Origin of the sequence: Morganella sp. TYF_1, from assembly GCF_043105645.1 — a bacterium.
In the GTDB taxonomy this organism is placed as follows: Bacteria; Pseudomonadota; Gammaproteobacteria; order Enterobacterales; family Enterobacteriaceae; genus Morganella; species Morganella morganii_B.
Genome location: NZ_JBICLU010000026.1, coordinates 22,457 through 47,912, shown reverse-complemented (window position 1 = coordinate 47,912; position 25,456 = coordinate 22,457). Strand labels below are relative to the sequence as shown.

The following is a 25,456-nucleotide window of genomic DNA, read 5'->3' as shown; positions in this document are numbered from 1 at the left end:
GACTTCATTGCTTCCTGCAGAGTACGTGGATAAAAACAAATTGTATGTTGTAACTAAAAAGATAAAGGCACAAAAAAAGGGCAAAAGAAAACGGGCGATGATATGCCCGTTTGTTACTATAATCACCGACACTGGATAAATAAACAGTATACCGTAAAAACGGCACTTTACCCGCTGATTTGTTCCATTGCCTGAATAATCCGTTTATCGGAAACCGGATACGGTGTCCCCAATTGCTGGGCAAACAGACTGATACGCAACTCTTCTATCATCCAGCGCACCGCCTCCGCTTCCGGTCTGCGTTTCTCCACCGGTGACAATTTACCCTGCCACTGCTTCCACAGGTTCTGAACATGCTCGATTTTACTCATGTTCGCCCTGTCGCGGTTAACGTCAGATACCAGTTTTTCGATGCGCCGCTCTATCCCCTGTAAATAGCGCAGGATATCCGGCAGACGCTGCCAGCCGTGCGCCGTCACAAAACCCGGGAAAACCAGACCGCTCATTTGTGCTTTGATGTCAGAGAGGGCAAACGCCATCTGCATATCAATCCGCCCTTTCAGGCGTTTATTAATAGCAAATGTGGTGGTCAGGATTTGCTCCACCAGCTTCGCGATACCGACAACGGTTTCATTCAGCTCAGCCCGGACAAATTCCTGTAACTGCGCGAATTTATCCTCCTGCCAGACCACGCCGCCGTATTGTGCGATCAGCTTGTCGATACCACAGGCGATACAGTCATCAATCAGATCCAGCACTTTGCCGTACGGGTTAAAATACAGTCCCAGCTTGGCTTTGTTCGGTAATTTCTCATGCAGATATTTGATCGGCGACGGAATATTCAGCAACAGCAAACGCCGTGTTCCCGCCTGCATCGCCAGTTGCTGCTCGAATTCCGTTTCAAAAACCTTAATGCCGACACTCTGTTTTTCATCCACCAGCGCCGGATATGCTTTAACCGCATAACCACCGCGTTTTTGCTCATAACAGCCGGGAATGTCGCCGAAACGCCAGATATGGGCACCGCTTTGTTCGATACCGTCATCGACCACATCGGACAGTGTCTGTTGTACCTGCGCTTTCAGGCTCAGTTTCAGCGCTTCCAGATCGTAACCTTCCGCCAGTTTTTTCTGTTTATCCCCCGTGATACGGAAGGTGATCTTCAGATGTGACGGGATCTGATCCAACTGCCAGGATTCACGATCAACGGTAACACCGGTCATACGGCGCAGTTCCCGCTCCAGCGCATCCAGCAGCGCGCCCTGCGGCTCAGGCACCCGCTCCATAAATGCGCCCGCATAGTTTGGTGCAGGCACAAAATTACGGCGTACCGGTTTCGGCAACGATTTGATCAGCGCAATAACCAGTTCTTCACGCAGTCCCGGGATCTGCCAGTCAAACCCTTCCGGACTGACCTGATTCAGTACCGGCAGCGGAATATGTACGGTCACGCCGTCCGCTTCCGTTCCGGGCTCAAACTGATAACTCAGGCGGAATTTCAGATCCCCCTGATACCAGTAGTTCGGATAATCCTGTGCCGTCACCTGATTAGCATCAGAGCGAATCAGCATGTTTTTCTCATAATTGAGAAAATCCGGTTTTTGTAACCGTTCCCGTTTCCACCAGTTATCAAAGTGCCGTGATGAGATAATATCCGGCGGCAGACGGGTATCGTAGAAACTGAACAACGTTTCGTCATCCACCAGGATATCGCGGCGCCGGGATTTATGTTCCAGCTCTTCCACTTCGTTGCGCAGTTTCTGGTTTTCCCGGAAGAACGCATGACGGGTCAGCCAGTCACCTTCCACCAGCGCATGACGGATAAAGAGTTCACGACACAGCGCCGGGTCGATATTACCGTAATTCACCGGACGTCCCGCCACAACCGGCAGCCCGTAGAGCGTGACTTTTTCCGTTGCCATCACCGCACCTTGTGATTTTTCCCAGTGCGGTTCGCTATAGTGATATTTCACCAGATGCGGTGCCAGCGGCTCTATCCATTCCGGTTCGATTTTGGCAGCAATACGCCCCCATAACCGGCTGGTTTCCACCAATTCCGCCACCATGACCCATTTCGGCGGCTTCTTAAATAAGCCGGAGCCCGGGAAGACAGAGAAACGCGCATTGCGCGCCCCGGTGAACTCCTGTTTTTCCGTGTCTTTCTGCCCGACATGGGACAGCAGACCGCTCAGAAGCGACAGATGGACACTTTTATAATCCGCCGGTTCGCTGTTAACCGGGATCCCCTGCTCTTTTACCACCTGACGCAGCTGGGTATACACATCCTGCCATTCCCGGATCCGCAGATAGTTAAGAAACTCCTGACGACACTGTTTGCGCAGCTGCGAGTTAGATAACACGTTCTGCTGCTCTTTCAGGTAGTTCCACAGATTAACAAAGGCAATAAAGTCAGATTCTTTATCCGCAAAGCGTCGGTGTTTTTCATCCGACGCCTGCTGTTTCTCCAGTGGACGCTCACGGGGATCCTGGATGGAGAGAGCAGCAGCGATCACCATGGTTTCCCGTACCGCGCCGTGGTTACGGGCTTCCAGCACCATCCGCGCCAAACGAGGGTCAATCGGCAGTTTTGCCAGCTGGCGGCCGGTTTGTGTCAGATGATAATGCCCTTCAGCGGAGGTTTTACCATCGATAGCACCCAGCTCTTCCAGCAGTTTGACGCCATCCTGAATATTGCGTTTGTCCGGCGCTTCCACAAACGGGAAGGCAGCGATATCCCCCAACCCGATCGCGGTCATCTGCAGAATAACGGAGGCCAGGTTGGTACGCAGAATTTCCGGGTCGGTAAATTCCGGTCGTGACAGGAAATCATCCTCAGAATAGAGGCGGATGCAGATCCCGTCAGAAACACGGCCGCAACGCCCTTTCCGCTGGTTTGCCGAAGCCTGTGAAATCGGTTCTATCGGCAGGCGCTGAACTTTTGTCCGGTAACTGTAGCGGCTGACACGGGCAAACCCGGTATCAATCACATATTTGATGCCCGGAACGGTCAGTGATGTTTCCGCCACGTTGGTCGCCAGCACGATACGCCGCCCGGTGTGGGGCTGAAAAATCCGGTTCTGTTCGCTGTTGGAAAGACGGGCAAACAACGGCAGCACTTCGGTATGGCGCAAATCGGCTTTATTCAGCGCATCGGCGGTTTCACGGATCTCCCGCTCTCCGCTCATAAAGATAAGAATATCCCCGGCACTTTCCCGTCCCAGCTCATGCACCGCATCCAGAATGCCCTGAGTCAGGTCACGATCCGAGTCATTCTCTTCACCCATCACAGGACGATAACGGACTTCCACCGGATAGGTACGCCCGGAGACTTCAATAATCGGTGCATTACCGAAATGACGGGAAAACCGCTCCGGATCAATGGTCGCGGAGGTGATGATCACTTTCAGATCCGGACGTTTCGGCAGCAGCTGACGCAGATAGCCAAGGATAAAATCGATATTCAGACTGCGTTCATGCGCTTCATCGATGATAATGGTGTCATATTGCAGCAGCAGCTTGTCCTGCTGTAACTCTGCCAGCAGGATCCCGTCCGTCATCAGCTTAACCAGCGAATTATCACTGACCTGATCGCTGAAACGGACTTTATAACCGACAGCGCCGCCAAGCGGGACTTTCAGCTCATCCGCAATGCGGGAGGCCACAGTCCGCGCAGCCAGACGGCGCGGCTGAGTATGGCCGATAAACCCGGTGATACCGCGTCCCAGCTCCAGACAGATTTTCGGGATCTGCGTGGTTTTCCCGGATCCGGTTTCCCCCGCGATGATCACCACCTGATTATCACGGATCGCGTTATAAATAGCTTCACGCTTCTGTGAGACCGGCAGATTATCCGGATAGGTAATTTCCGGCCGGTTGGCAATACGCAGCTCTGTGCGGGTAATACCGCGCAGCATCTCATCCTGTAACCCTGCCAGCACCTTCTGCTGCGATTCCGGGTTGCGGATCTTCGCCACCCCCGCCAGCCGTTTGCGGAACTGATGCTGCTCCCGCAGCGATAAATGAGGGATTAACTGTTTTAATTCATTAAGAAGGGAATTCACCTTGCTGTCCTTCTGGTCGGTAATTTTGTGCCGTCTGTACGGTTTGGCTTTTTGTGCGGCGGGTCTCCCCTCTGTCATTGTTATCCCGTTTTCGGAGTAACACACACTGCACATCCTGATTAAACTTGCCATATCCGGCTATGGTCAGATTTTTTGATGTTATGCGCCGAATTTATCTGCTGTTCTTTATGCAGCGGCTTTCATACACTGATTACGTAATAAATAAGCTGAATCACAATAACAAGGTTTACTATGCAAAAAGTTCTCGTTCTGAAATCCAGTATTCTTGCGGACTACTCACACACCAACAAAATGGCGGATTATTTTATCGGACAATGGCGGAAAAATCATGCAGATGATGCGATCACTGTCCGCGATCTGAGTGCAGACCCGGTACCGGTGCTGGATAACGAAATTGTTTCCGGTATGCACGCGCCGGCAGGCGGCACCTTAACACAGCGTCAGCAGTCCGCAAATGCATTACAGACTGAACTGATTGATGAGCTTTTTGCACACGACGTTATCGTATTCACCGCACCAATGTATAACTTCACGATACCGACACAACTGAAAACCTATCTGGATTTCATTGCTGCTGCCGGTAAAACGTTCCGCTATACCGAAAACGGTGCCGAAGGGCTGGTGTCGGGCAAACGTGCGATTGTCCTCACCGCCCGCGGCGGTTTCCACCGCGATCAGACCTCTGACCTGATTGTGCCGTTTATGACGCAGTTCCTGGGTTTTATCGGGATCAGTGATATTGAGTTTATTTATGCCGAAGGTGTCTCGATGGGTGAAGATTTTGCTGAAAAAGCACAGCAGAATGCCCGTCAGTGCGTTGAAGCGCTTTCCGCATAACCGGATAACAACATAAAAACAAGCAGTATCATCATTAATCATCCTTGTTCCGCGCCAGGTCATCCGGCGCAGAACTTGCTGACAAAGCAGGATAAAACGTGGTTTTTCCTGCTTTGTGTTATCAGCCGAAAATCAATAAATTGATTTTCCTCGTTTATTTTTACAACCTCTGTCGGTCGTCGCCAATCCCTCCGGGCTTGTCAACGGCCTGCGCGCCGGATAATCCGGCGCTGTTTTTTTTCTGCGGCGCTATTTCTTCAGCCATTTACCGTTGATACCGAGCACATATTCTCCCTGCGGTGCGCGGGTCACCAGTTTCTGTCCGGCGATTTTAGCCACTTCATCCGCTTTCATCCGGTTGGTTTGTGCCAGTTCGCTGTATTTTTGCGTCCGTGCTGTATTAATCTCTTTCACCAGACCGCTGACATCCTGCCGTGACGATGCTTTATCCACCGCTGCGATATAACCACTGAAGGTTTCGCCCACCAGTCCCTGCTGTTTGGCTTCATCCAGGGTCAGGGCAAACGCGGAGGTACTGATCAGTAATGTCAGCGCAGCCAGCCCGCTGTTAATGAATTTACGCATTATTCACCTCAAAATATCGCTGAGTTATTTTTCAGCAAATCTTCAACCTGACGGTCAATTTTGACATTAATTTCATGTTCAATTTTGACATTCATATTGATATCAATGGGTTTGTCCGGTGTAGCGACTTCCACCCGCAGACACCCGTTAAGCGCGATAATCATCAGCGGTAATACCGCACCTGCTATCCATTTTTTCATTCTGACTCCGTCGGAGGTTACTCCTGATTCTGTGAAATACTCTTTTCCAGCCAGGCTTCCAGATTGCTGCCGAAACGCAGACTTCGCCATAACTGAAACACATTTTCCTCATGCCGGTAATTCAGGTTTACCGTCCGCCGTGCATCCAGTACCGGATTATAGCCGGAAATCACCGATGACATTGTCAGGACACCCAGGTTGGTGAGATTGACATCCGTCCGCACCCGCTTCATCACCAGATAATCCAGCCAGTTAATCGCCGTACCCGCTGAAATATTATTTTCACTGACCGATTCAACAAACTGATTATCCAGATTGAGGGTCAGCGGTTCGTCGTTTTCCACCCAACCGTTATGCACAATCCACTGCGGATTATCAATATAAAACGGCAATTCCCCGCTGATACTGCCTTCAAGGGCAAACTGTGTCACCTTCAGCGTATTGATCAGCGGGCCGGTATTCAGCTTATCCAGCTTTATCACCGCTGCGGTTTTCTGCGGAATAGTCAGCAACGGCATAGTCACCTGCCCGCCCAGCACATCCAGACTGACGCCGGACAGTTTCAGCGGATAGGCATCATCGTACGGATAATAGCCCTGTAAATCGGCTTTAATATCCGTCACGTCAAACAGATTCTCAACCCGCGCAATACGCAGCATCACCGGCGTTTTACTGCCGAGCTGCCAGCGGCTGTCCGAAAGACGCCACGGCAGCACAAAATCCACACCGTCCACTTCGCCGTCTTTCAGCCACATGCCCGCCTGTTTGACCACCCAGTGCCCGCCGGCCACAAATCCCTGCCCCGGCGCGGCGGAATACGCTGCCTGGGCATAGAAAACACCATTGCGCAGTGTGATCCCCAGATCGGCCGGGATCAGCGTCTGAAATGCCCGCATATCCTGCTCCGGCCAGCGCGCCTCACCACGCAGACGAACGCCGTCCCAGCGGCTCCAGTAATGTATCGGTCCGATATTTTTTCCGGCTGACAGTTTGCCTTTAACAGAAAAATCACGCGGATCACGGCCATCCAACGTCATATCAAAGGTAGCGGACGGCAGATAACTGTTATCCAGCCGGATTTTACGGGTGGTCAGCTGCACTTTACCGGACAGTTTCTCCTGTCCGCCGGTCCGGGTCCAGATCAGCGGAGACAGCAGTGTCAGCGCCGGGGCATCCATTGACATGACGCCGTAGCGGATACCATTGAATCCGGTATTCAGTTTGCGGATGCGGATTTCCTCATCCAGCCAGGAACCGGCGCCGGAGAATGTCCAGTCCGCATTCAGCGGCTTCATCCGGCCTTTTCCCCAGATTTGCCAGTACCAGCGTCCGTTATCCGGCAGAAATTCCCGCGCCTGGCCTTTCATCTGAAAGCGGTAACGCCCCAGCTCCGGATTATTCACCGTCACAATGGCATCCAGCGGCCCGGAAATTCCCTGCTGTGACAACGACGTTCCCGCCAGCGGCAGACGCAGTTCTTCCACCAGAAAATCCGGACTGAGCTTCCCGCGTGCCCGCACCAGCGCCCCGGAGCGTAACCGGATCAGTGGGTCAGCAAATGTGCCGGTCAGTACCGCCGGTACCCGTCCGGCTGCCCACATATCATTGTGATTGACCTGCCCGGCCAGCTCAAAAGGAATATCAAATTCAGTCAGCGGCAGCGGTGTTTCCGGTAACTGCAATACCACTGTACCTTTACCGCGCACACCCTGCGTGGTCACGGAGATCCGGGCGCCCACAAGCATATCCGCCGGTGAGGCGAGCCAGTTTTTCAGTTCTGCGCTGATCGTTCCCTTCAGTGGCTGCTCCCACTCATCCCAGCGCCATTCCCCGTTTTTAATCAGAATGCTTTCCGCCGTGGCTTCCCAGGGAATATTCAGCAGCACAGTCTGCGGATCGGTTTCGCTCAGAGCCAGCACACCCTGCCGTCCCTGCCAGTCAAAGGTCACTCTCAGCGGCTGTGGCCGGTATGTGGTTGTAATTTCCGCCTGCAAACCGCCTTTTCCGGGCAGCGCCGCCGTATTCAGCGGCAGAGTCAGTGCGCCGCTGAGGGCAAATTTTTCATCACCGATAGTGGCGTCCAGTTGTGACAAGGTCAGGTTCAGCGCCGGATCAACCGCCAGTTCCGCCTGAATATTCTCTCCCTGATAACTCAGATGCTGTCCCCGGCCGGGTGCGGTTGTCAGGCTCAGTTTTCCCTGATACCTCTGCCAGGGCACGGGGATAACAGTATCAGCGGTCAGCGTCACCGGCGGCAGCCGCGATAACAGCGCGCCGATATCAACCGGTGTACTGTCTGTATCTTCAGAGCCGGAAGGTAATTTCTGAAAGCAATCCGCATCACCGATCAGTGAACCGGCATCAATAACCCAGTGACCGCCGCGCTGATAGTGAAGTGATAACTTTTCCCCGCCTGCCAGCAGGCAGGCATTACTGCGGAGAGACACTTCTTCTATATAGAGACCACCGGCACGAATTTTCGGCTGAGAAAGTGACAATGTAACGCCATCAGGCAGAGAGGATTTCACCACGGCAGGCAGCCAGCACGGCATTGTCAGCCAGGCCGCCGGGAGGATAATCATCAGCAGAACAAGCAGTACCACCAGCACTTTCAGTAATTTTTTCATAGACCTCAGAGGTGCAGTTCCCCGGTTACAGATACATCAACTAAGCGTTATACTGTAGTCAGCAGATTTCAATCATTTCTGAACACAGGACCGCCCTATTTTGTCAGGGCTATCCGGTTTAGTGTAGCGATTTATTTTTTTAGCGGAGGAACCCCGATGAAAATCGTCAGTTACAGTACCAAACATTACGACAGCAAACATATGGATTTGATTAATCAGGATCCGCGCTTTCAGTATGATATCGAATATTTTGATTTCCCGCTGACACAACAGACCGCAAAAAACGCAGTGGGTGCCGATGCTGTCTGTATCTTTGTTAATGATGATGCGAACCGGGAAGTATTACAGGAACTGGCGGATCTCAATATCAGAATCCTCGCACTGCGCTGTGCAGGTTTTAATAACGTGGATTTAGCCGCTGCAAAAGAACTGGGTATTCAGGTTGTCCGTGTTCCGGCCTATTCACCGGAAGCCGTGGCAGAGCATGCTGTCGGCATGATGCTGAGCCTGAACCGCCGTATTCACCGGGCTTATCAGCGCACCCGTGATGCTAACTTTTCTCTCGAAGGTCTGACCGGTTTTAATATGCATAACCGCACTGCCGGGGTTGTCGGGACAGGCAAAATCGGGCTGGCCGTACTGCGGATATTAAAGGGATTCGGGATGCGTCTGCTGGTCTCTGACCCTTACCCTAACCAGACAGCGCTGGATCTGGGTGCAGAGTATGTCGATCTGAACACCCTGTTCGCACAGTCTGATGTGATTTCTCTCCACTGCCCGCTGACACCGGAAAACCACCACCTGCTGAATGAAGCCGCATTTGCCAAAATGAAAGACGGTGTGATGATAATCAACACCAGCCGCGGAGCACTGATTGATTCCGTTGCCGCGATTAATGCCCTCAAACAACAAAAAATTGGCGCACTTGGCATGGATGTCTATGAAAACGAAAGGGATTTATTTTTTGAGGATAAATCAAATGATGTGATTCAGGATGATGTGTTCCGCCGCCTTTCCTCCTGTCATAACGTACTGTTCACTGGTCATCAGGCGTTTCTGACAGAAGAAGCACTGCTGAGTATCAGCGAAACCACGCTGGAAAACATCACTGCCCTCTATAATGGCGAAACATCCTGTAACGCAGTGTTACAAAACTAGTGACTACTACACAGAACATTACAATTTAATCCCGGGGATTTTATCCTGTTCTCCGGGATTTTGGTTATAAAAAAACCAAGAAACATAAACTTAGGCAGTGTCATTAAGTTTATTCTCAATTTTGCTCATCTCAATTTTTGATGCTAAGATTCGCCTCAGTTTTTTGATGAGATTTTCTCAATAATCACGGCAGCTGATATTCCCTTCGATATTGGTCAGATTTAAGAGTAAATATATTCCGGATAAAAGAAGCCCCGAACGGGGCGGACAGGATACAGATATTGATTAATCTATTTTTTGTTTTAATGTCCGCATTATAACTCATACTTAATAAACAAAGCCTAAATAAAGAGAACACACACAACAGACACAGTTTTGTTACGGCATTCTCTTTGTTATGGCTCTGTTTAATTATATTGATGTAACATTGCATCTATAAAGTAAGACGCAGCAACCATATATTATCATTAACCGTAAACTATCATTCGTGATGTTATTAGCGGAGGCTTTCCCATAATATTAAAACGGGATGCTTCCGGTTAATATCGAATACAGAGAGTAAAAATATGTCTATGTTAAACCGTTTAGTTTTAATTGCAGGTATTGCATTATCTTTTGTCGCACACAGTGAGTCATTACAGGGCCAGCAAGGCGGTGTCATTCATTTCTACGGGTCACTGACAGAAGCACCCTGCACTTACCGGGTATCCGGTAACAGTGTGAATACCGAATGCTACCGCGCCGGCGATACGACCAAATTTAATGGCAGTATTCAGGCAGGCAATAAACTTAACGGCACATTAATACCGGATAATATTGGTGAAGTAAACATCGCACCTGTTTCATCTGATTCAGAAAAACATATTGTTACTGTAAGCTATCGCTGATTTGGCAAAGATATACTACACAGCAAATATAAAAACAAAATAACGGGGTCATTAAAAACAACACATATCCCGTAAAATCAAAAACAATAAATAACAGACCTCACTTAAATCAAACATCTCCGGGTGTTTGATTTTTTTATTTGTGATAAAGAAAAAACCATCTCCATATCCGCCATTGTTACTATCAGATTCAGCCGGTAGTTCTCTTTTTTATCATATGGTACCGTTACCTTTAAATTAAGTAATTTTAATGATACCGGTAAAAAAAAGAGGCAAAATTAATGGATGACCACCTGGTAATTCTGTTACAACGCTTGCAAACCACTGCGCCTGAATCACAGGTCATGTTCACCCGTGATGAACTGAATATACTTATCCGGGCACTCTCTGCATACACGGCAACCCCGGCGGCCTCACTGATTGTCACCCTCCGGGACTCCGGCGCCGTCAGCCGTGCTGTTAACTACGGCTGGAATAAGGAAGAAAAGCAACAGACGGAACAGCAAGGCGGACAATATATCCCGCTGTTCCGTCATGATCTCAGCGACTGAACTATTTCCCGGCCAGGGCACGCGGGAACAGTAAGTTATTCTCCAGGCTGATGTGTTCCATCAAATCATCGATGAATGTATTGATGCCGTTATACAGCACCCGCCAGGTTGTGCAGGCTTCCTCCGGCGGTGTGACATTGTTGGTGATAAACTTAATAACCTCCACAATATCCCCCGCATCATCATGCTCTGCTTCCATCACCTGTACCGGCCCCGCCGCCTGCGGCCCCATGCCGTTGCAGATCATCGGAAACAGCACCTGTTCCTCTTTCATCATATGTGAGGTCAGTTCTTCATGCAGTGCAGTCAGCTGCCGGGCCAGCCCTTTCGGGACACTGGCTTTGGCAGCATGTACCCGCTCCACTTTTTCTGCCTGTAAAATCAGCTCCGGCAACTGTGCGCGGTGGCGATCGTGATAACGGGTAATAATAAAAGCGATAATGTCGCCCAACGGCGCTTTCCGCCAGTCCTGCACCGGTGCCTCATCTTTCAGGGCGAGTAATGCCTGTTCAATTTCATCGATATTCAGGGATTTTTTCTCTGCCGCTGTTGCCAGCGTCCGTTTTCCGCCGCAGCAGAAATCCAGGTCATAACGGCGGAAAAGTGCCGATGCACCATTTACAGACAGTGCCAGTTCACCCAGGGTTTTTTCACGTAATGTCATTTTTGTTACCTCAGAATTCAGTCGTAAACGGTGATAATCAGTGCTGCGGAAGCTGACGTAACAGCGTAAATGCATCACTGAGTTTGTCTTCCGTTACCGCAAACGCATGCAGGTTTCCGGCGCTGTCATGGCCTTTGGCGATCATGCCACGGTGGCTGATATCAATACTCCACTGCAAATCCGGATGACGGAAATTCCCGGCAAGCTGTACCGGCAGATCCGGCGTTTTTACCCTGATAAGCATCGGCGGCAGTGTCAGTTTTCCCTCTCCGCCGGTCAGATTTTTCGCCAGACAAACCGCACTGAGCATAATCGGCTGCAGATACTGCATCACTTTGCCGTCAATTTCCGCGCAGTCGCCGAGAGCATAAATATCCGGGTCGGATGTCTGTAATGAATTGTCTGTCACAATACCGCGCCGGACAGTCAGACCGGCCAGCTCAGCCAGCGAAGTATCCGGTTTCAGGCCGGTGGCGGCAATCACCACATCCGCCCGGGTCACACAATCATGATCAAAGCGGGCTTCAATGCCGTCTTTCGTTTTTATCAGTGACTGCAACTGTGTGCCGGTCAGCACCCGAACCCCGGAGGCAGACAGGTTATGCCGCAGACGGCTGCTGAGCTCTGCGGGCATCAGTGACGATAAAATACTGGCGGCCATATCCGCCAGGGTAACAGTTTTACCGGCGCGGCAAAAATCCATAGCCAGTTCTGTGCCGATAAGGCCGCTGCCGAGGATCAGTACCCGCTGTGCATTACGCAGCGGTGTTTCGTGCTGCTGAAAGTCCTCACGGCTGTTGAGTGTCACCATCAGTTCATTACCCGGCACCGGCGGGCGGCACGGCGTTGCGCCGGTCGCCAATACCAGCTTGTCATAGTGCCATTGCTGCTGACCACTGCTGATAAGATGCTGTTGTGCATCAATGCTGCTGATCCGGGTATGCGGGAACAACGCCACATTATATTGCTGTGCAAATTCCGGTGCTGACTGCCGGATAAGATCAGCGGCACGCTGATTCAGGCTTATCACATGGCTTAAATCCGGTTTGTTATATTCATCGATACTGTCTGCCGCAATCACCGTCAGCGGCACCTGTGTATCAGCTTTGCGGATATTTTTCACCAGCTGGCGGGCAGCAAAGCCTCCCCCGATAATTACAATGCCTGCGCTCATACGGCCTCCGTCGCCAGGACATCAAATACCTCTTTGCCGAGAGAACACTCAGGGCACAAAAAGTTGTCCGGCACGCAGGACCACGGTGTGCCCGGCTCCACGCCCTGCATCGGCTCACCTTTTTCCGGGTCATAAATCCACTGGCACACGCTGCACTGCATGCACGATCCCAGATCCTGCGACGATACATTAGTGACAGTGTCACACTGTATTACGTCTTCTGTTTCATTTACAGCTGCCGCCGGTTGCGGTGTAACCGGGTTTGGTGCCTGCACTGCCGGTCTGCTGACTGCCGGTAATACCCCGGTCGCCCATTGGCGCGCCAGATCACGCCCGTACTGACGGCACTCTTCAAGGGTATTCAGATCAGGACGCCATTTTGCTTTCAGTGACATCGTGGTTTCAAAACCGGCATCCATCAGCCGGGTCTGCACACGATCAACCGCGCCGCCGTTCCAGCCGTAACTGCCGAAAGCCGCTGCTTTTTTATTGCGGAAGCGCAGGCCGGTTAATTCCTCCAACATACCGGCAATTTTCGGCATCATGACATTATTCATGGTGGATGAGCCCACCAGCGCGCCTTTTGAACGGAACACACTGGTAATGATGTCATTTTTGTCGCTGCGGGCGATGTTAAAGATTTTCACCGCCACATCCGGGTCCGCTTCATTAATCCCCTGTGCGATTGCATCAGCCATCATGCGGGTATTATTGGACATGGTATCGTAGAAAATCGTGATGCGATTTTCCTGATAATCCGCCGCCCATTTCAGATACCACTCCACAATTTGGGTCGGATTATCGCGCCAGACCACGCCGTGTGAGGTCGCGATCATATCCACCGGCAGCCCGAACCCGAGGATCTCATTAATTTTCGGGGTCACCAGGCGGCTGAACGGTGTCAGGATGTTGGCATAGTAGCGCTGGCACTGCTCAAACAGCTCAGTCTGATCCACCTCATCATTAAACAGCCGCTCGTCACAATAGTGCTGACCAAAGGCATCATTACTGAACAGAATGGCATCTCCGGTCAGGTAGGTCATCATGCTGTCCGGCCAGTGCAGCATCGGGGTTTCGACAAAAATCAGCTGTTTGCCGTTGCCGATATCCAGGGTGTCCCCGGTTTTCACCACATTAAAATGCCATTCCGGGTGATGATGATGACCATTAATCGAATCAATGGCATTTTCTGTACAATAGATCGGTGTGTCCGGAATCGCCGCCATCAGTTCGGTTAATGCCCCGGCGTGATCTTCTTCCGCATGGTTAATGACAATGTAATCAATATCGTTCAGGTCGATTTGTGTCTGTAAATGCTGCACAAACTCACGGCTGAATTTGTGATCAACCGTATCAATCAGGACATTTTTCCCCTCACGGATCAGATAGCTGTTATAGCTGCTGCCGAGCAGGGTTTTGTATTCTGTTCCGTGGAAATCGCGGACTTCCCAGTCACGCTGTCCGACCCAATGCACATTATTTTTTACATGAATAGCCATTTGATAGTTACCTTCTGTTTTTATGCTTCGTTACAGAGAGATAATCAATTTGCGTGCCAACTTTTATTATGTTGTTTTATAAGGATTTTAAATTTTACCGGGAAAAGTAAGTGTCAAAATGACTATGCAATTAACTGTCAATATGACATTGTGTTGTCATAATGACAGCGGAGGACAACATGGGATTTTCAGTTGATGTACTTACCGGCATTGCCATTGCCTTACAGCGGGATATCGGTCATCAGGATCGCTTTCAGCGTCTGGTCTCCACGCTGCGCCGGGTACTTAATTGTGATGCGGCTGCACTGCTGCGCTATGAGTCACATCAGTTTGTTCCGCTGGCGATTGACGGACTGTCGCCGGATGTTCTCGGCCGCCGCTTCCGGCTGGATGCTCACCCCAGACTGGAAGCCATCGCCCGCGCCGGGGATGTCGTCCGTTTTCCCGCAGACAGTCAGTTACCTGATCCTTATGACGGGCTGATCCCGGATCATATCCATCTGAAAGTACACGCCTGCGCCGGTCTGCCGCTGTTTGCCGGGCAAAACCTTATCGGCGCGCTGACACTCGACAGTCTTGCTCCGGATCAGTTTGATACATTCAGTGATGAGGAATTACGCCTGATTGCTGCTCTGGCCGCCGGAGCACTTAATAACGCCCTGCTTATCGGCCAGCTCGAGAACCAGCAGCTGGCATTCAGCGCCTCCGCCGGACTGGCAGCAGGGCAATCCGGCGGGCAAACCGATATTATCGGCCTTTCGCCCTGCATGATGCAGTTAAAGAAAGAGATCGCCATTGTGGCCGGTGCGGATATGAATGTGCTGGTCAGCGGCGAAACCGGCACCGGTAAAGAGCTGGTGGTGCAATCCATTCACGAATTATCCGCCCGCCGTGATCACCCGCTGGTGTATCTTAACTGTGCGGCACTGCCGGAAACCGTGGCGGAAAGTGAACTATTCGGGCATGTCAAAGGCGCATTTACCGGGGCTATCAGCAACCGCAGCGGGAAATTTGAAATGGCGGATAACGGCACCCTGTTTCTGGATGAGATTGGTGAATTATCTCCGGCGTTACAGGCCAAGCTGCTGCGGGTCTTACAGTATGGTGATATCCAGCGGATCGGGGATGACAGGCCGCTGCGGGTAAATGTCCGCGTGCTGGCTGCCACCAACCGGGATCTGCGGGCGGAAGTTGCTGCAGGCCACTTCCGGGCCGACCTGTTCCACCGGCTCAGCATCTTCCCGCTACAGGTACCGCCGCTGCGGGAACGCCACGATGATATCCTGCTGCTGACCGGCTATTTCTGCGAACGCTACCGCCAGGCATTTAGTTTACCACAGGTGGTGATAAGTCCTGCGTTACGCCTGGCACTGCTGCACTATCACTGGCCGGGTAATGTACGGGAGCTGGAACATGCAGTACACCGCGCCATTGTGCTGGCGCGTGCCACCTGCAACAGTGAAGAACTGCTGTTACAGCCTCATCACTTCTCACCGGAAGAAATCCCTGAACCGGTTGTCAGCCCTGAATCCGCCCCCGCAGAAGCCGGGCAGGATCTGCGCACGGCCACCGATACCTTTCAGGCAGAGCTTATCCGCACTGCCCTTACCCGCAGTGACGGCAGCTGGGCTGCGGCGGCCCGCCGTCTCGGTATTGATGCCGGAAATCTGCACCGGCTGGCAAAACGTCTGGGGCTGAAATAATCCCCGGACGGGACTTTTTGACAAATGTCATAGGGTAAGCCGCATTTAATGTGACAAAACTCTTTTAGGCTGATATCGTTCCCAACCTTTCAGAGAAAAAACGTATTCCTGAGAAACAAGTTTCCCCTTTAAAGAAAATATCACATTTTCTTTTATTTTATTGTCGTCACGATGGCGGTAAATCCATCTGAGTTCATGTGCGGTGATCGCATTACCATAATCATCTCGTTTATCGGCAATATAATCTATAGAATCAATTAGTTGATCAACGCAAAAAATAACTTTACGTTCTCTTACTTTAGTCTGAAATTCCAGCCCTGCTTTACTTGTTTTTGCCCAAATATCCCTGTAGGGAAAATCCCTGAAATGCTCGTTTGTGACATTATAACGCTTATGATTCTCAAGGAATTTTTTAAACTCAATACCACGAACACTATCATTTAATGATGCTTCGATTTGATCGTCAGAATTGAATTTGCTATAACTATTCTTATCCAGGACTGCATCAGTAAGTGTACTTTGTATAATGATATCTTTTTCATTAAATTTGTTTATTTTTTCTATAATATTATTTATGGTACCTAGCCTCCTTGCCAGACCATACACAATATCTCCTGATTCAAATTTTACAGATGAGTCAGTATAAACATTATTAAACATTATGTCCTGTCGATTATAGCACTTTGGATTAAAAGAAATATTAGCCGTGTAAATATTAACATTTCGTGGCAAATCTGTTGGTGAAATATCCCACTGATTCTTTACCCGGGATGTTATCGTTATTTTTGACAGGGTTTCAGGTAACTTTGTTGGAATCCCCACCCCTTTTAGGCCAAAATGTATGTTCAGTTCGTTTAACTGACCTGGCAGCGCCGGTATTTTAGTTACACTATTGTTATCGGTGTAGTGTAGTGAGAGCGTCAATAAGCCATCGGGGAAGTTTGGAAGGCTGAAATTATCCCCGATGATTTTAATCAACTCAAGACCGGATGGAAATTCATGAATTTTAACTTTATCACATTTCTCAATCCTAAGTTCTTTTAGATTAGTAAAAGAATCAGAGGTTATTTCGTCTTCATAATTACATTTATACATGTTAAGATTACACACTCCATCAGGTATAGATGAAATTTTATTTACTTCTCTTATATTAAGTTTTTCTATTCCATTTGGGAGATCTGAAATATCGAGTTTTTTGCAACAATGAATGCTCAGTTTTTTCAAACTGACCGGTAAAACGGGCATTAATTGTAAATTATTCAGATCAATCAATTCTAATGACCGTACACCCTCCGGGATTGGCAGTAATGAGGAGAAATCACAGTTTATGATAGTGAGACTGCGAACTCCATCCGGTATAAATGAGATTTTGTTTACTGCAACTATATCCAGTTCTTCTATTCCATTTGGGAGGTCTGAAATATCGAGATTTTCGCAATAATAAATGTTCAGTTTTTTCAGACTGTCAGGTAAAACCGGCATTAATTGTAAATTTTCCAGATTACTCAATTCTAATGACAGTACACCTTCCGGGATTGGCGGTAATGAGGAAAAATCTGAGAAGGAAAAGCTCAGTGATGCAGATTTACCTTCCAGGCAGTCCCGCATTTTCTGTACAACGACATTACGGGCTTCAGCTTCTTCAGGCGGCAATTCCCTTATCCAGTCTGACCAGACAACCTCATACTCTTTCGCCCGTTGCGAGGGCGTTGTGAGGGTATGTATAATCTTATGTCCCTCACATTCCACAATATACCCGCCAGCATCATTAAGGGTCAGCGACAGTATTTCCCGGCTGTTTTCGTCCAAAATACAGAAGTGGTTTTCCGCGTACCGACCGGACCGGATGTTTTCCTCATATCCCGGATACGCGATCTTTCTGAGCTGTTCAAATCTGCCGGCCACATCTTCTCTCGTCGTTCTGACCGTCGGGTGACAAATCTTTCGTATGCATTCCAGTGCGTCAGACTCATGGGTCTGGCAGAAAAAAACCTTAATTTTTTCCCATACACTCACGTAAGGGTAAATATCAGAGTTGGCTGTCTGGTTAATGTGGTTGTTACTGACAGCAGCAGAAAAATATCCTGACTCAAGGTGAAAGGGCATAACAAATACTCCTGTGTAAAGACATATTAAGGACGCAGGGTGAAATTAGTTTACAGGCGAGGTGCCGTTAAAAAATAATGAGGATGATATTATCTCGCCGGCAAGTTAATCACATCGGTAGATCAGATGATTTTTTAAAGAATTAAACGTCATTTAAAATGGCTTAAAAGAGTGGTTCAAATATATGTTCAGCGGCAGCATTATGCGGTGTGGGTATCGCAAGAGCGATACAGACCTGCGGAATACCGGACAACAGTGCGGAAGCTGGAACATCCCGTGCACCGGCTGGCAAAACGTCTGGGGCTGAAATAATCCCCGGACGGGACTTTTTGACAAATGTCATAGGGTAAGCCGCATTTTCTGCACTATGTTATGACCTCAAATGAAAATGATAACCATTACATTTATGAGGTCAGGGATAATGCAGAATAAAATCACCCGCCGCAGGCTGACACACTGCCTCGCGCTCTCACTTACTGCCGGTGTCTCCGCTGCGGCAGCGGAACCCGCGCCGGACACCCTTATTGTCACCGCCGCAAAGCAAAGCCGCCTCGCGCCGGATGCCGCTCAGGAAAAAGAAAAACTGGAAAATGTCGCTGGCGGCACCAACCTGATTATGGTTGAAAAAGATACCCGGCTGGCGACGCTGCATGATGCGCTGGATTATCAGCCCGGCGTGCTGGTGCAGAATTTCTTCGGCGGTATTGATCAGCCACGGCTGAATATCCGCGGCTCCGGCGTACAGAGTGCCCCGCTGGCACGCGGTATTCTGCTGATGCAGGACGGGCTGCCGGTCACCGATGCGGACGGCAGTTTCCATATCAGTACCCTGGAAATGCGGGATGCGCGGATGATCAGTGTCCGGCGCGGAGCTAACAGCCTGAATCCGCAGAGTAACAGCCTGGGCGGCGAACTGGATCTGATTTCCTATACCGGCCGTGACGAAGGCGGACGCCTGCGTTATGAATACGGCTCTTACGGCCGTGAAGGTTTGCAGACCGCCTTCGGCGGTGTATCAGATGACGGACGCTTCGACGGACGCATCAATTTCACTTATGACCATTTCGACGGCTACCGCAAACATTCCTCATCACAGCGCAAAACCGTGCGCGGTAATTTTGGCTATACCGGAGATAATTTTGAAAACCGCACCTCCCTGAACTGGACCGATCTGCGCTTTGATGTCGCGGGGCCGGTTTCCGAAGCGGTACTCGATAGTGACCCGACAGAGGTTTACCCGATGGTCTGGCTGCGGGATCCGCACCGCAATGTGGAGCAGTTCCGTGCCGCCAACCGTTCCGACTGGCAGATCGATAATCAGCGCATCAGTGCCGGTGTCTGGTATATCCGCACTCATGATAATTTCACCACCCCGGCGTATTACCGTTTCAGCCAGAGCCACAGTGAAGGTATGCAGCTGGGCTGGCAGATGGAAACCGAGCCGGTCTCCTGGCGGGCGGCACTGGCGGCGGATCATATGAGTCTGGAAACCGATCTGATGCAGAACCGGCGCGGCACAAAGATGGACAAAACACCGATCGGTAAGTTTGACGGCAACGCAGACAATATTTATGCCTCTGCCGGTGCCGGTATTCATCTGACTCCGGATCTGACCCTGAATCTGGATCTCAAAGCCACACATGCACGGCGGAATACAGAAAAGCGCAACAGTTCCGTTTCACTGGATCAGAGCTGGACTTTCTGGACACCGAAAGCCGGGGTGATCTGGCGTCCGGCGGATAATCAGCGCTGGTTTGCCAACGTCAGCGCCAGTCAGGAGCCCGCAACCTTCCATGAAATCATTAATTCCTCTGACGGTCGCCTGACAAAACTGGATCCGCAGAAAGGCGTAACTTTCGAAATCGGCGGCGATGGTGATTTTACTGAACAACTAAAATGGAATGTGGCGCTCTACCGCAGCTTTATCAAAGATGAATACATCACAACTTATGATTCAGAGGGAAATATCACCGGTGTCTTTAATTATGCCGCCAAAACCCGCCATCAGGGGCTGGAAGCAGGCATTAACGGCGTCATTCCGGCGGGTCCCGGTGATGTGGAATACAAACTGGCCTGGACGTGGAATGATTTCCGCTTTATGGGCGGCGAATATAACGGCAATTATATCGCCGGGATCCCGCGCAATATCGTCTCGGCGGAAGTGCTGTACCGCATCGGCGACTGGCGTTTCGGCCCGAATATTCACTGGGCACCGACCGATATGGCTGTCGATCACGAAAATCATCTCGATATTCAGAAGCGTAAACACTATACGGTGCTAGGGCTGAGAGGCACTTATCAGCCTGCAGAGAACTGGTCGCTTTATATGTCGATGGATAACCTGACCAACGAGCACTATGCGACCACCTCTGTGGCGAACCGCTCCGTTACCGACAAAGACAGCACCCTGTTCCCGGGGATGGGATTCAGTGTCAACGGCGGAATCACCTATAATTTCTGATCTTACTGACATAAAAAATCCCCGCCGGACGGGGATTTTTCATTTCTTCAGAACGGACGCTGCGCCGGAATAGCCAGTTCCGCCAGATAGGATTCATTGGTGATCCGCACCGCGTCTTTATCAATCCCGATAAACGCTTTCTGCCGCCAGCCGGAAAACAGGCGGCTGAGGGTTTCATAACGGACACCCAGTTTTGCGGCTAACTGCCCGCGCGATAACGGCAGCACCACACAATCCGATTGCTGACACCGTTTCAGATCCAGCAGATAAGCCGCCAGCCGCTGCTCTGCGGAACTGGAGGTCAGCCAGTCGATATGGTTGATATTTTCATACAGCTTCAGACTGAACCGCGCCAGTAACTGCGCCATAATTGCCGGACAGGCATGACACAGCCGTAAAATCGCCTGTTTATCCAGCATCAGCGCACTGCTGTCTGTTCTCGCCCGCAGGCTCATCGGGAAACGGTTATGCGGCATAAAGACAGCGGCGATCGCCACCAGCTCACCGGCAGTAAACATACCAAATACTTTTTCCTCACCCGACCAGGTGTGACGGAAAACATCAATCTGCCCGCTGATCATCAGCGGACAGGCTTTTACTGTTTCCCCTTCACGACTGATCAATTCCCCCGCCGCAAACTGACGATGTGTGCTGTCTGCCAGTACCCGCGCCAGATCATCATCCTCTGCCGCCTGAAATAACGGGCACGACCGGAGGATCGCCATTTGCTGTGCGGGGGCATGGGTCTTTTTGACAAATGTCATAGGGTTTTCCTCTCAGTGCGGTCAGAATAAATGCAATTATAAATGATAACCAATCGCATTATCAATTTAATCATAAAATAAAAGGCGAATAACCTTATGATTAGTAATAGATTTGCATTATTTCCGGTCCTGTTTTTTACCTGCACAACAGCAGCTTATGCCGCAAAAGGTGCCGTGCATTTCACCGATATGTCACAGCAGCATATTGAACTCGCCGCACCTGCACAGCGGATTGTGGTGATCCCGATTCCTGCCGCCTCCATGCTGGTCAGCGTTGACGAGAACAGCAAGCGGCTCGCCGGGATGCATCCCTTCGCCGGTGTCGCCGCCCGTGACGGCATGCTCAGTGTGATGTTTCCGGATGTCCTCTCTGTACGCAGTGATGTGGTGGGAAATGATTTCGCACCCAATATTGAAGCCCTGCTCTCGGTTAACCCGGATCTGGTCTGGCAATGGGGACACCGGGGCGATGACATTATCACACCGATGCGCAATGCCGGTCTGACAGTCGCCACGCTGGATTACGGCAAAGAAGCCTATACACAGGAGTGGTTAACCCTGATGGGGAAAACCCTCGGTAAAGAAACCAAAACGGACGGGCTGATTGCCTGGCGCAAACAGGTGATCAACCAGCTGGAAAACAGTGTTGCCGCCATTCCGGAAGCACAACAGCCGCGCGTGCTTTATCTTTCCCATTTTAAACAAAGTATTCAGACGTTCGGATCCACCTCTCATAACAATGCGGATTTTGCACTCGCCGGAGGTGTCAGCCTCAACCGTGACCTGACCGGTCCCCGCACCCTGAATATCGAACAGATTCTGGTGTGGGATCCGGACATTATCCTGCTGGGTAATTTTGAGGCCGGACTGGCACCCGCGGATATTTATAACAATCCGATGCTCAGTGATGTGACGGCGGTAAAGAATAAACGGGTCTATAAACTGCCGATCGGCGGCTTTATCTGGGATGCGCCAAATCAGGAAACACCGCTTTACTGGCAGTGGCTGGCTCAGATTTTTCATCCGGAAAGTGCGGTATTTCCGCTGCGCGAGGAGATCCGCAAACGCTATCTGCAACTGTACGGCTATTCCCTCACTGAGGCAGAAACAGACCGTATTCTGCAGCTTGATCTGAACCGGGAAGGCCGTGATTATCTGACACTGATGGGGCGGCCGTGATGCGAAAATCCCGTCTGCAATGGTGCCTGTTATCCTCCCTGCTATTACTGACCATCGTGCTTGCGCTGTGTGCCGGCCGCTATGCGGTATCTGTAACAACGGTTCTGCAAATCATGGCGGATACCCTGACCGGACGCAGTCCGTCTGCGGAATACAGCCGCACCGCTGAAAATGTGGTGTTGTATGTCCGTCTGCCGCGCATTCTGATCGCCGGGCTGGCCGGTGCCGGGCTGGCGGTTGCCGGTGCCGCCTTACAGGGCATCTTCCGTAATCCGCTGGTGGGACCGCAGATTATCGGTGTTTCATCCGGCGCAGCGCTGGGCAGCGCACTGGCACTGCTGCTCTTCTCCTCTTTGTTTATCACTATCAGCTTTGCTTTTCTCGGTGGTCTGCTGGCTATTGTGCTGGTCTTTTTGCTGGGACTGAACCGGCACGGCAGCAGTCTTCTGATGCTGATCCTCGCAGGCGTGATTATTAATGCTTTTTTTGCCGCCCTGATTTCGCTGATCACCTATTTTGCGGATCCGAACAATACCCTGCAAACCATCGTGTTCTGGCTGATGGGGAGTTTTGCCACCGCAACCTACCTGAAAGTGAGCGTGTTACTGCCGGTTGTCATCATTGCAGGCGGGATTATTTTTGCTCTGCGCTTCCGCATCAATGTGCTGTCCCTCGGCGAAGAAAATGCTCAGGCGCTGGGACTGCCGGTCACAACAACCCGCTGGACTATCCTGGTCTGCGTCACGCTGATCACCAGCGCCACCGTGGCCGTTTCCGGCACCATCGGCTGGGTCGGACTGATTATTCCGCATATCGCACGACTGATCAGCGGACATGACCATCGCGTCCTTCTGCCCGCCAGTGCCCTGACCGGCGCGATTTATCTGATCGCCGTCGATACCCTGGCGCGCAGTATGACCAGTGCCGAGATCCCGCTGAGTGTCATCACCGCGCTGATCGGGGCACCGATTTTCGCCCTGCTCATTCACTCCATGAATAAAAAGGTGGCAGACCTGTGATCCATGTTAATCAGCTCAGTTACCACACCGGTAAACGTCCGTTATTTGACGCACTCACATTCCGCCAGCCGCCGGGCACTATCGCCGCCATTCTCGGCCCGAACGGACGCGGGAAAACCACGCTGCTGCGCCTGCTGCTCAGCCTGCAAAAAGGGGCAACCGGTACTGTGCGGCTCAGTGCACCGGCAGCCTATGTGCCGCAACTCAGCGGTGCGTTGTTCAATTACCCGGTCCGCACCATGGTCAGCCTCGGCAGGGTTCGCCATCTGCCCTGGTATGCATCCCCGTCGCGGCGTGATCATGACATCACCGAACAGGCAATGGCTGACCTCGGATTAACCCCGTTTGCGGACACCGCATTTAACCTGCTCAGCGGCGGTGAAAAACAAATGGTGATGATTGCCCGCGCACTGGCCGGTGAACCGGACATTCTGATCCTGGATGAACCCACTTCCGCGCTGGATCTGGCTAACCAGGACACAGTTCTCTCTGTTCTGAAAATGCTGGCCGCCGAACGCGGCAAAACCATCCTGTTTACCAGCCATTATCCGCAGCATGCCCTGCATATTGCGGATTATTCACTGTTACTGTTTGACGGCACACAGGCGCAGTTTGGTCAGACACCCGCACTGCTGACGGAAGAGAATCTGGGAAAGCTGTATCAGCTTCCGGTTTCTGTCGTGCCGGTTAACCACCCGCACCGGCAGACCTGCGGCGTGATCCCGCTGTTCCGCTGAACCCATTTATTACCTGATTAACCATAAGGATATTTATTATGAGCAATAACACGATTACCCCGGCAGAAGCATTAGTGATTGCCGACCTGGTCAACTACACCGAACAAGGCATTTCCAGCCGTGTTCTCGCTAAAAACGGCGGCGGCAATATCACCCTGTTTGCCTTTGATAAAGGCCAGGCGCTCTCTGAGCACAGCGCCCCGTTTGATGCCATTGTAATGATTGCCGAAGGTTCACTGATCCTGACCATTGCCGGAAAACCGGTGACGGCAAAACCCGGGGATATTGTCCGTATGCCGGCCAATATTCCTCATGCTGTGGACGCGCCGGAGCGGGCAAAAATGCTGCTGGTGATGTTACGTGAACCGGAAAACAAACAGGACTGAATAATGGAAAGCACACATACCGGTCATGAAGCCGGACACAAGTTTCTGGCGCGTCTGGGTAAAAAACGCCTGCGCCCGGGGGGCCGCACCGCCACAGAATGGCTGTTATCACACAGCGGATTGCAGACCGACAGCCGGGTGCTGGAGATTGCCTGTAATATGGGCACCACCGCGATTGAAATCGCACAGCGTTTTCAGTGCCATATTACTGGTATTGATATGGATAAACAGGCACTTGCCAATGCCCGGAAAAATATCCTCACTAACGGATTATCGCACCTAATCACCGTGCAGGAAGCGGATGCCTCAAAACTGCCGTTCCCGGATAATCATTTTGATGTGGTGATCAATGAAGCCATGCTGACCATGTATGCGGACAAAGCCAAAGCCCGCCTGTTACAGGAATATTTCCGTGTGCTGAAGCCCGGCGGTCGTCTGCTGACCCACGATATCGCGCTGACAGGGCGGCGTGAGGATGAGTGTGTCACGCAGGAAATGCAGGCTGCCATCCATGTCAAAGCACAACCGATGCTGAGTGATGACTGGCTGGCACTGTTCCGTGACGCAGGTTTCCGTGATGTGATCCGTTCGGAGGGTGCGATGACACTGATGACACCAAAAGGCATGCTGCACGATGAAGGACTCTCCGGCACGCTGAAGATTATCCGCAACGCCCTGAAAAAAGAGAATCGCCCGCAGTTTTTACAGATGTTCCGCCATTTCCGGCAGAACCGTGATCGCCTGCGCTATATTGCCGTTGTCAGTACAAAATAATAAGTAGTGAGTTATGTCGTAAAGGTGAAAACCACCGGATTTGTTAAGTCCGGTGGTTTTGCT

Annotated in this window: 20 protein-coding genes; 11 read left to right on the top strand and 9 right to left on the bottom strand. The window is 51.0% G+C overall.

What is annotated here, in order from left to right:
- Nucleotides 1-167: 167 nt before the first annotated feature.
- Nucleotides 168-4,139 (bottom strand): ATP-dependent RNA helicase HrpA, encoded by a 3,972-nt coding sequence (gene hrpA, locus ACF8OF_RS13505; RefSeq protein WP_392496943.1) that lies wholly within the window; start codon nt 4,137-4,139, stop codon nt 168-170.
- Between the two features lie 174 nt (nt 4,140-4,313).
- On the opposite strand from hrpA, the gene ACF8OF_RS13500 reads away from it, so the two are divergent.
- Complete coding sequence (locus ACF8OF_RS13500; RefSeq protein ID WP_262859202.1) at nt 4,314-4,919, top strand: FMN-dependent NADH-azoreductase; 606 nt, start codon at nt 4,314-4,316, stop codon at nt 4,917-4,919.
- A gap of 249 nt (nt 4,920-5,168) precedes the next feature.
- Here ACF8OF_RS13500 and ACF8OF_RS13495 read toward each other — a convergent pair whose 3' ends face one another.
- From ACF8OF_RS13495 to ACF8OF_RS13485, 3 genes are read right to left on the bottom strand one after another with little or no spacing between them, the layout of a single operon-like run.
- Nucleotides 5,169-5,504: a YdbL family protein gene (locus tag ACF8OF_RS13495; RefSeq protein WP_029991009.1), complete on the bottom strand. Its 336-nt coding sequence runs from the start codon at nt 5,502-5,504 to the stop codon at nt 5,169-5,171.
- An 8-nt stretch (nt 5,505-5,512) separates the two neighbouring features.
- Nucleotides 5,513-5,704 (bottom strand): YnbE family lipoprotein, encoded by a 192-nt coding sequence (locus ACF8OF_RS13490; RefSeq protein ID WP_004237534.1) that lies wholly within the window; start codon nt 5,702-5,704, stop codon nt 5,513-5,515.
- Nucleotides 5,705-5,721: 17 nt separating this feature from the next.
- Entirely contained in the window at nt 5,722-8,331 is a 2,610-nt protein-coding gene (locus ACF8OF_RS13485) for a YdbH family protein (protein ID WP_392496942.1), read from the bottom strand.
- 156 nt (nt 8,332-8,487) lie between these two features.
- Here ACF8OF_RS13485 and ACF8OF_RS13480 point away from each other — a divergent pair, with 156 nt between their 5' ends.
- The 3 genes from ACF8OF_RS13480 to ACF8OF_RS13470 all read left to right on the top strand — a co-directional run bounded on the left by ACF8OF_RS13480 (nt 8,488) and on the right by ACF8OF_RS13470 (nt 10,927).
- The gene (locus ACF8OF_RS13480) at nt 8,488-9,489 is read left to right on the top strand and encodes a 2-hydroxyacid dehydrogenase (RefSeq protein ID WP_262859204.1); all 1,002 of its coding nucleotides are present in this window, start codon (nt 8,488-8,490) and stop codon (nt 9,487-9,489) included.
- A 566-nt stretch (nt 9,490-10,055) separates the two neighbouring features.
- Entirely contained in the window at nt 10,056-10,376 is a 321-nt protein-coding gene (locus ACF8OF_RS13475; RefSeq protein WP_349467341.1) for a hypothetical protein, read from the top strand.
- Between the two features lie 281 nt (nt 10,377-10,657).
- On the top strand, nt 10,658-10,927 hold the full coding sequence (locus ACF8OF_RS13470; RefSeq protein WP_392496941.1) for a hypothetical protein: 270 nt from the start codon (nt 10,658-10,660) through the stop codon (nt 10,925-10,927).
- Nucleotide 10,928: 1 nt separating this feature from the next.
- Here the strand turns inward: ACF8OF_RS13470 and ytfE are convergent, their stop codons facing one another.
- Genes ytfE through norV form a run of 3 tightly spaced genes read right to left on the bottom strand, consistent with a single transcriptional unit; the run spans nt 10,929 to nt 14,264 of the window.
- On the bottom strand, nt 10,929-11,591 hold the full coding sequence (gene ytfE / locus ACF8OF_RS13465; protein ID WP_262882559.1) for an iron-sulfur cluster repair protein YtfE: 663 nt from the start codon (nt 11,589-11,591) through the stop codon (nt 10,929-10,931).
- Between the two features lie 37 nt (nt 11,592-11,628).
- On the bottom strand, nt 11,629-12,765 hold the full coding sequence (norW, locus tag ACF8OF_RS13460) for an NADH:flavorubredoxin reductase NorW (RefSeq protein WP_392496940.1): 1,137 nt from the start codon (nt 12,763-12,765) through the stop codon (nt 11,629-11,631).
- Nucleotides 12,762-14,264, bottom strand: a complete 1,503-nt coding sequence (gene norV, locus ACF8OF_RS13455) for an anaerobic nitric oxide reductase flavorubredoxin (protein WP_392496939.1) — start codon at nt 14,262-14,264, stop codon at nt 12,762-12,764. Before norV ends, norW begins: the two co-directional genes overlap by 4 nt.
- Nucleotides 14,265-14,443: 179 nt before the next feature.
- Between norV and norR the strand changes: the two genes are divergently transcribed.
- Nucleotides 14,444-15,967, top strand: a complete 1,524-nt coding sequence (norR, locus tag ACF8OF_RS13450; RefSeq protein WP_392496938.1) for a nitric oxide reductase transcriptional regulator NorR — start codon at nt 14,444-14,446, stop codon at nt 15,965-15,967.
- A 45-nt stretch (nt 15,968-16,012) separates the two neighbouring features.
- Here norR and ACF8OF_RS13445 read toward each other — a convergent pair whose 3' ends face one another.
- Nucleotides 16,013-18,073, bottom strand: coding sequence for a hypothetical protein (locus tag ACF8OF_RS13445; protein WP_392496937.1), 2,061 nt, complete (start codon nt 18,071-18,073; stop codon nt 16,013-16,015).
- 421 nt (nt 18,074-18,494) lie between these two features.
- Between ACF8OF_RS13445 and ACF8OF_RS13440 the strand changes: the two genes are divergently transcribed.
- Complete coding sequence (locus ACF8OF_RS13440; RefSeq protein ID WP_392496936.1) at nt 18,495-20,534, top strand: TonB-dependent receptor family protein; 2,040 nt, start codon at nt 18,495-18,497, stop codon at nt 20,532-20,534.
- Nucleotides 20,535-20,581: 47 nt separating this feature from the next.
- Here the strand turns inward: ACF8OF_RS13440 and ACF8OF_RS13435 are convergent, their stop codons facing one another.
- The gene (locus tag ACF8OF_RS13435; protein WP_279800205.1) at nt 20,582-21,298 is read right to left on the bottom strand and encodes a Crp/Fnr family transcriptional regulator; all 717 of its coding nucleotides are present in this window, start codon (nt 21,296-21,298) and stop codon (nt 20,582-20,584) included.
- A gap of 96 nt (nt 21,299-21,394) precedes the next feature.
- Between ACF8OF_RS13435 and ACF8OF_RS13430 the strand changes: the two genes are divergently transcribed.
- The 5 genes from ACF8OF_RS13430 to ACF8OF_RS13410 are packed head-to-tail and all read left to right on the top strand — an operon-like array spanning nt 21,395 to nt 25,393.
- Nucleotides 21,395-22,477, top strand: a complete 1,083-nt coding sequence (locus ACF8OF_RS13430) for an ABC transporter substrate-binding protein (RefSeq protein ID WP_392496935.1) — start codon at nt 21,395-21,397, stop codon at nt 22,475-22,477.
- Complete coding sequence (locus ACF8OF_RS13425; protein ID WP_392496934.1) at nt 22,477-23,496, top strand: FecCD family ABC transporter permease; 1,020 nt, start codon at nt 22,477-22,479, stop codon at nt 23,494-23,496. Before ACF8OF_RS13430 ends, ACF8OF_RS13425 begins: the two co-directional genes overlap by 1 nt.
- On the top strand, nt 23,493-24,233 hold the full coding sequence (locus ACF8OF_RS13420; RefSeq protein ID WP_262864363.1) for an ABC transporter ATP-binding protein: 741 nt from the start codon (nt 23,493-23,495) through the stop codon (nt 24,231-24,233). The genes ACF8OF_RS13425 and ACF8OF_RS13420 overlap by 4 nt, the downstream gene beginning before the upstream one ends.
- A 38-nt stretch (nt 24,234-24,271) precedes the next feature.
- Nucleotides 24,272-24,619, top strand: a complete 348-nt coding sequence (locus tag ACF8OF_RS13415) for a cupin domain-containing protein (RefSeq protein ID WP_004237520.1) — start codon at nt 24,272-24,274, stop codon at nt 24,617-24,619.
- A gap of 3 nt (nt 24,620-24,622) precedes the next feature.
- Nucleotides 24,623-25,393, top strand: coding sequence for a class I SAM-dependent methyltransferase (locus tag ACF8OF_RS13410; RefSeq protein WP_392496933.1), 771 nt, complete (start codon nt 24,623-24,625; stop codon nt 25,391-25,393).
- Nucleotides 25,394-25,456 lie beyond the last annotated feature (63 nt).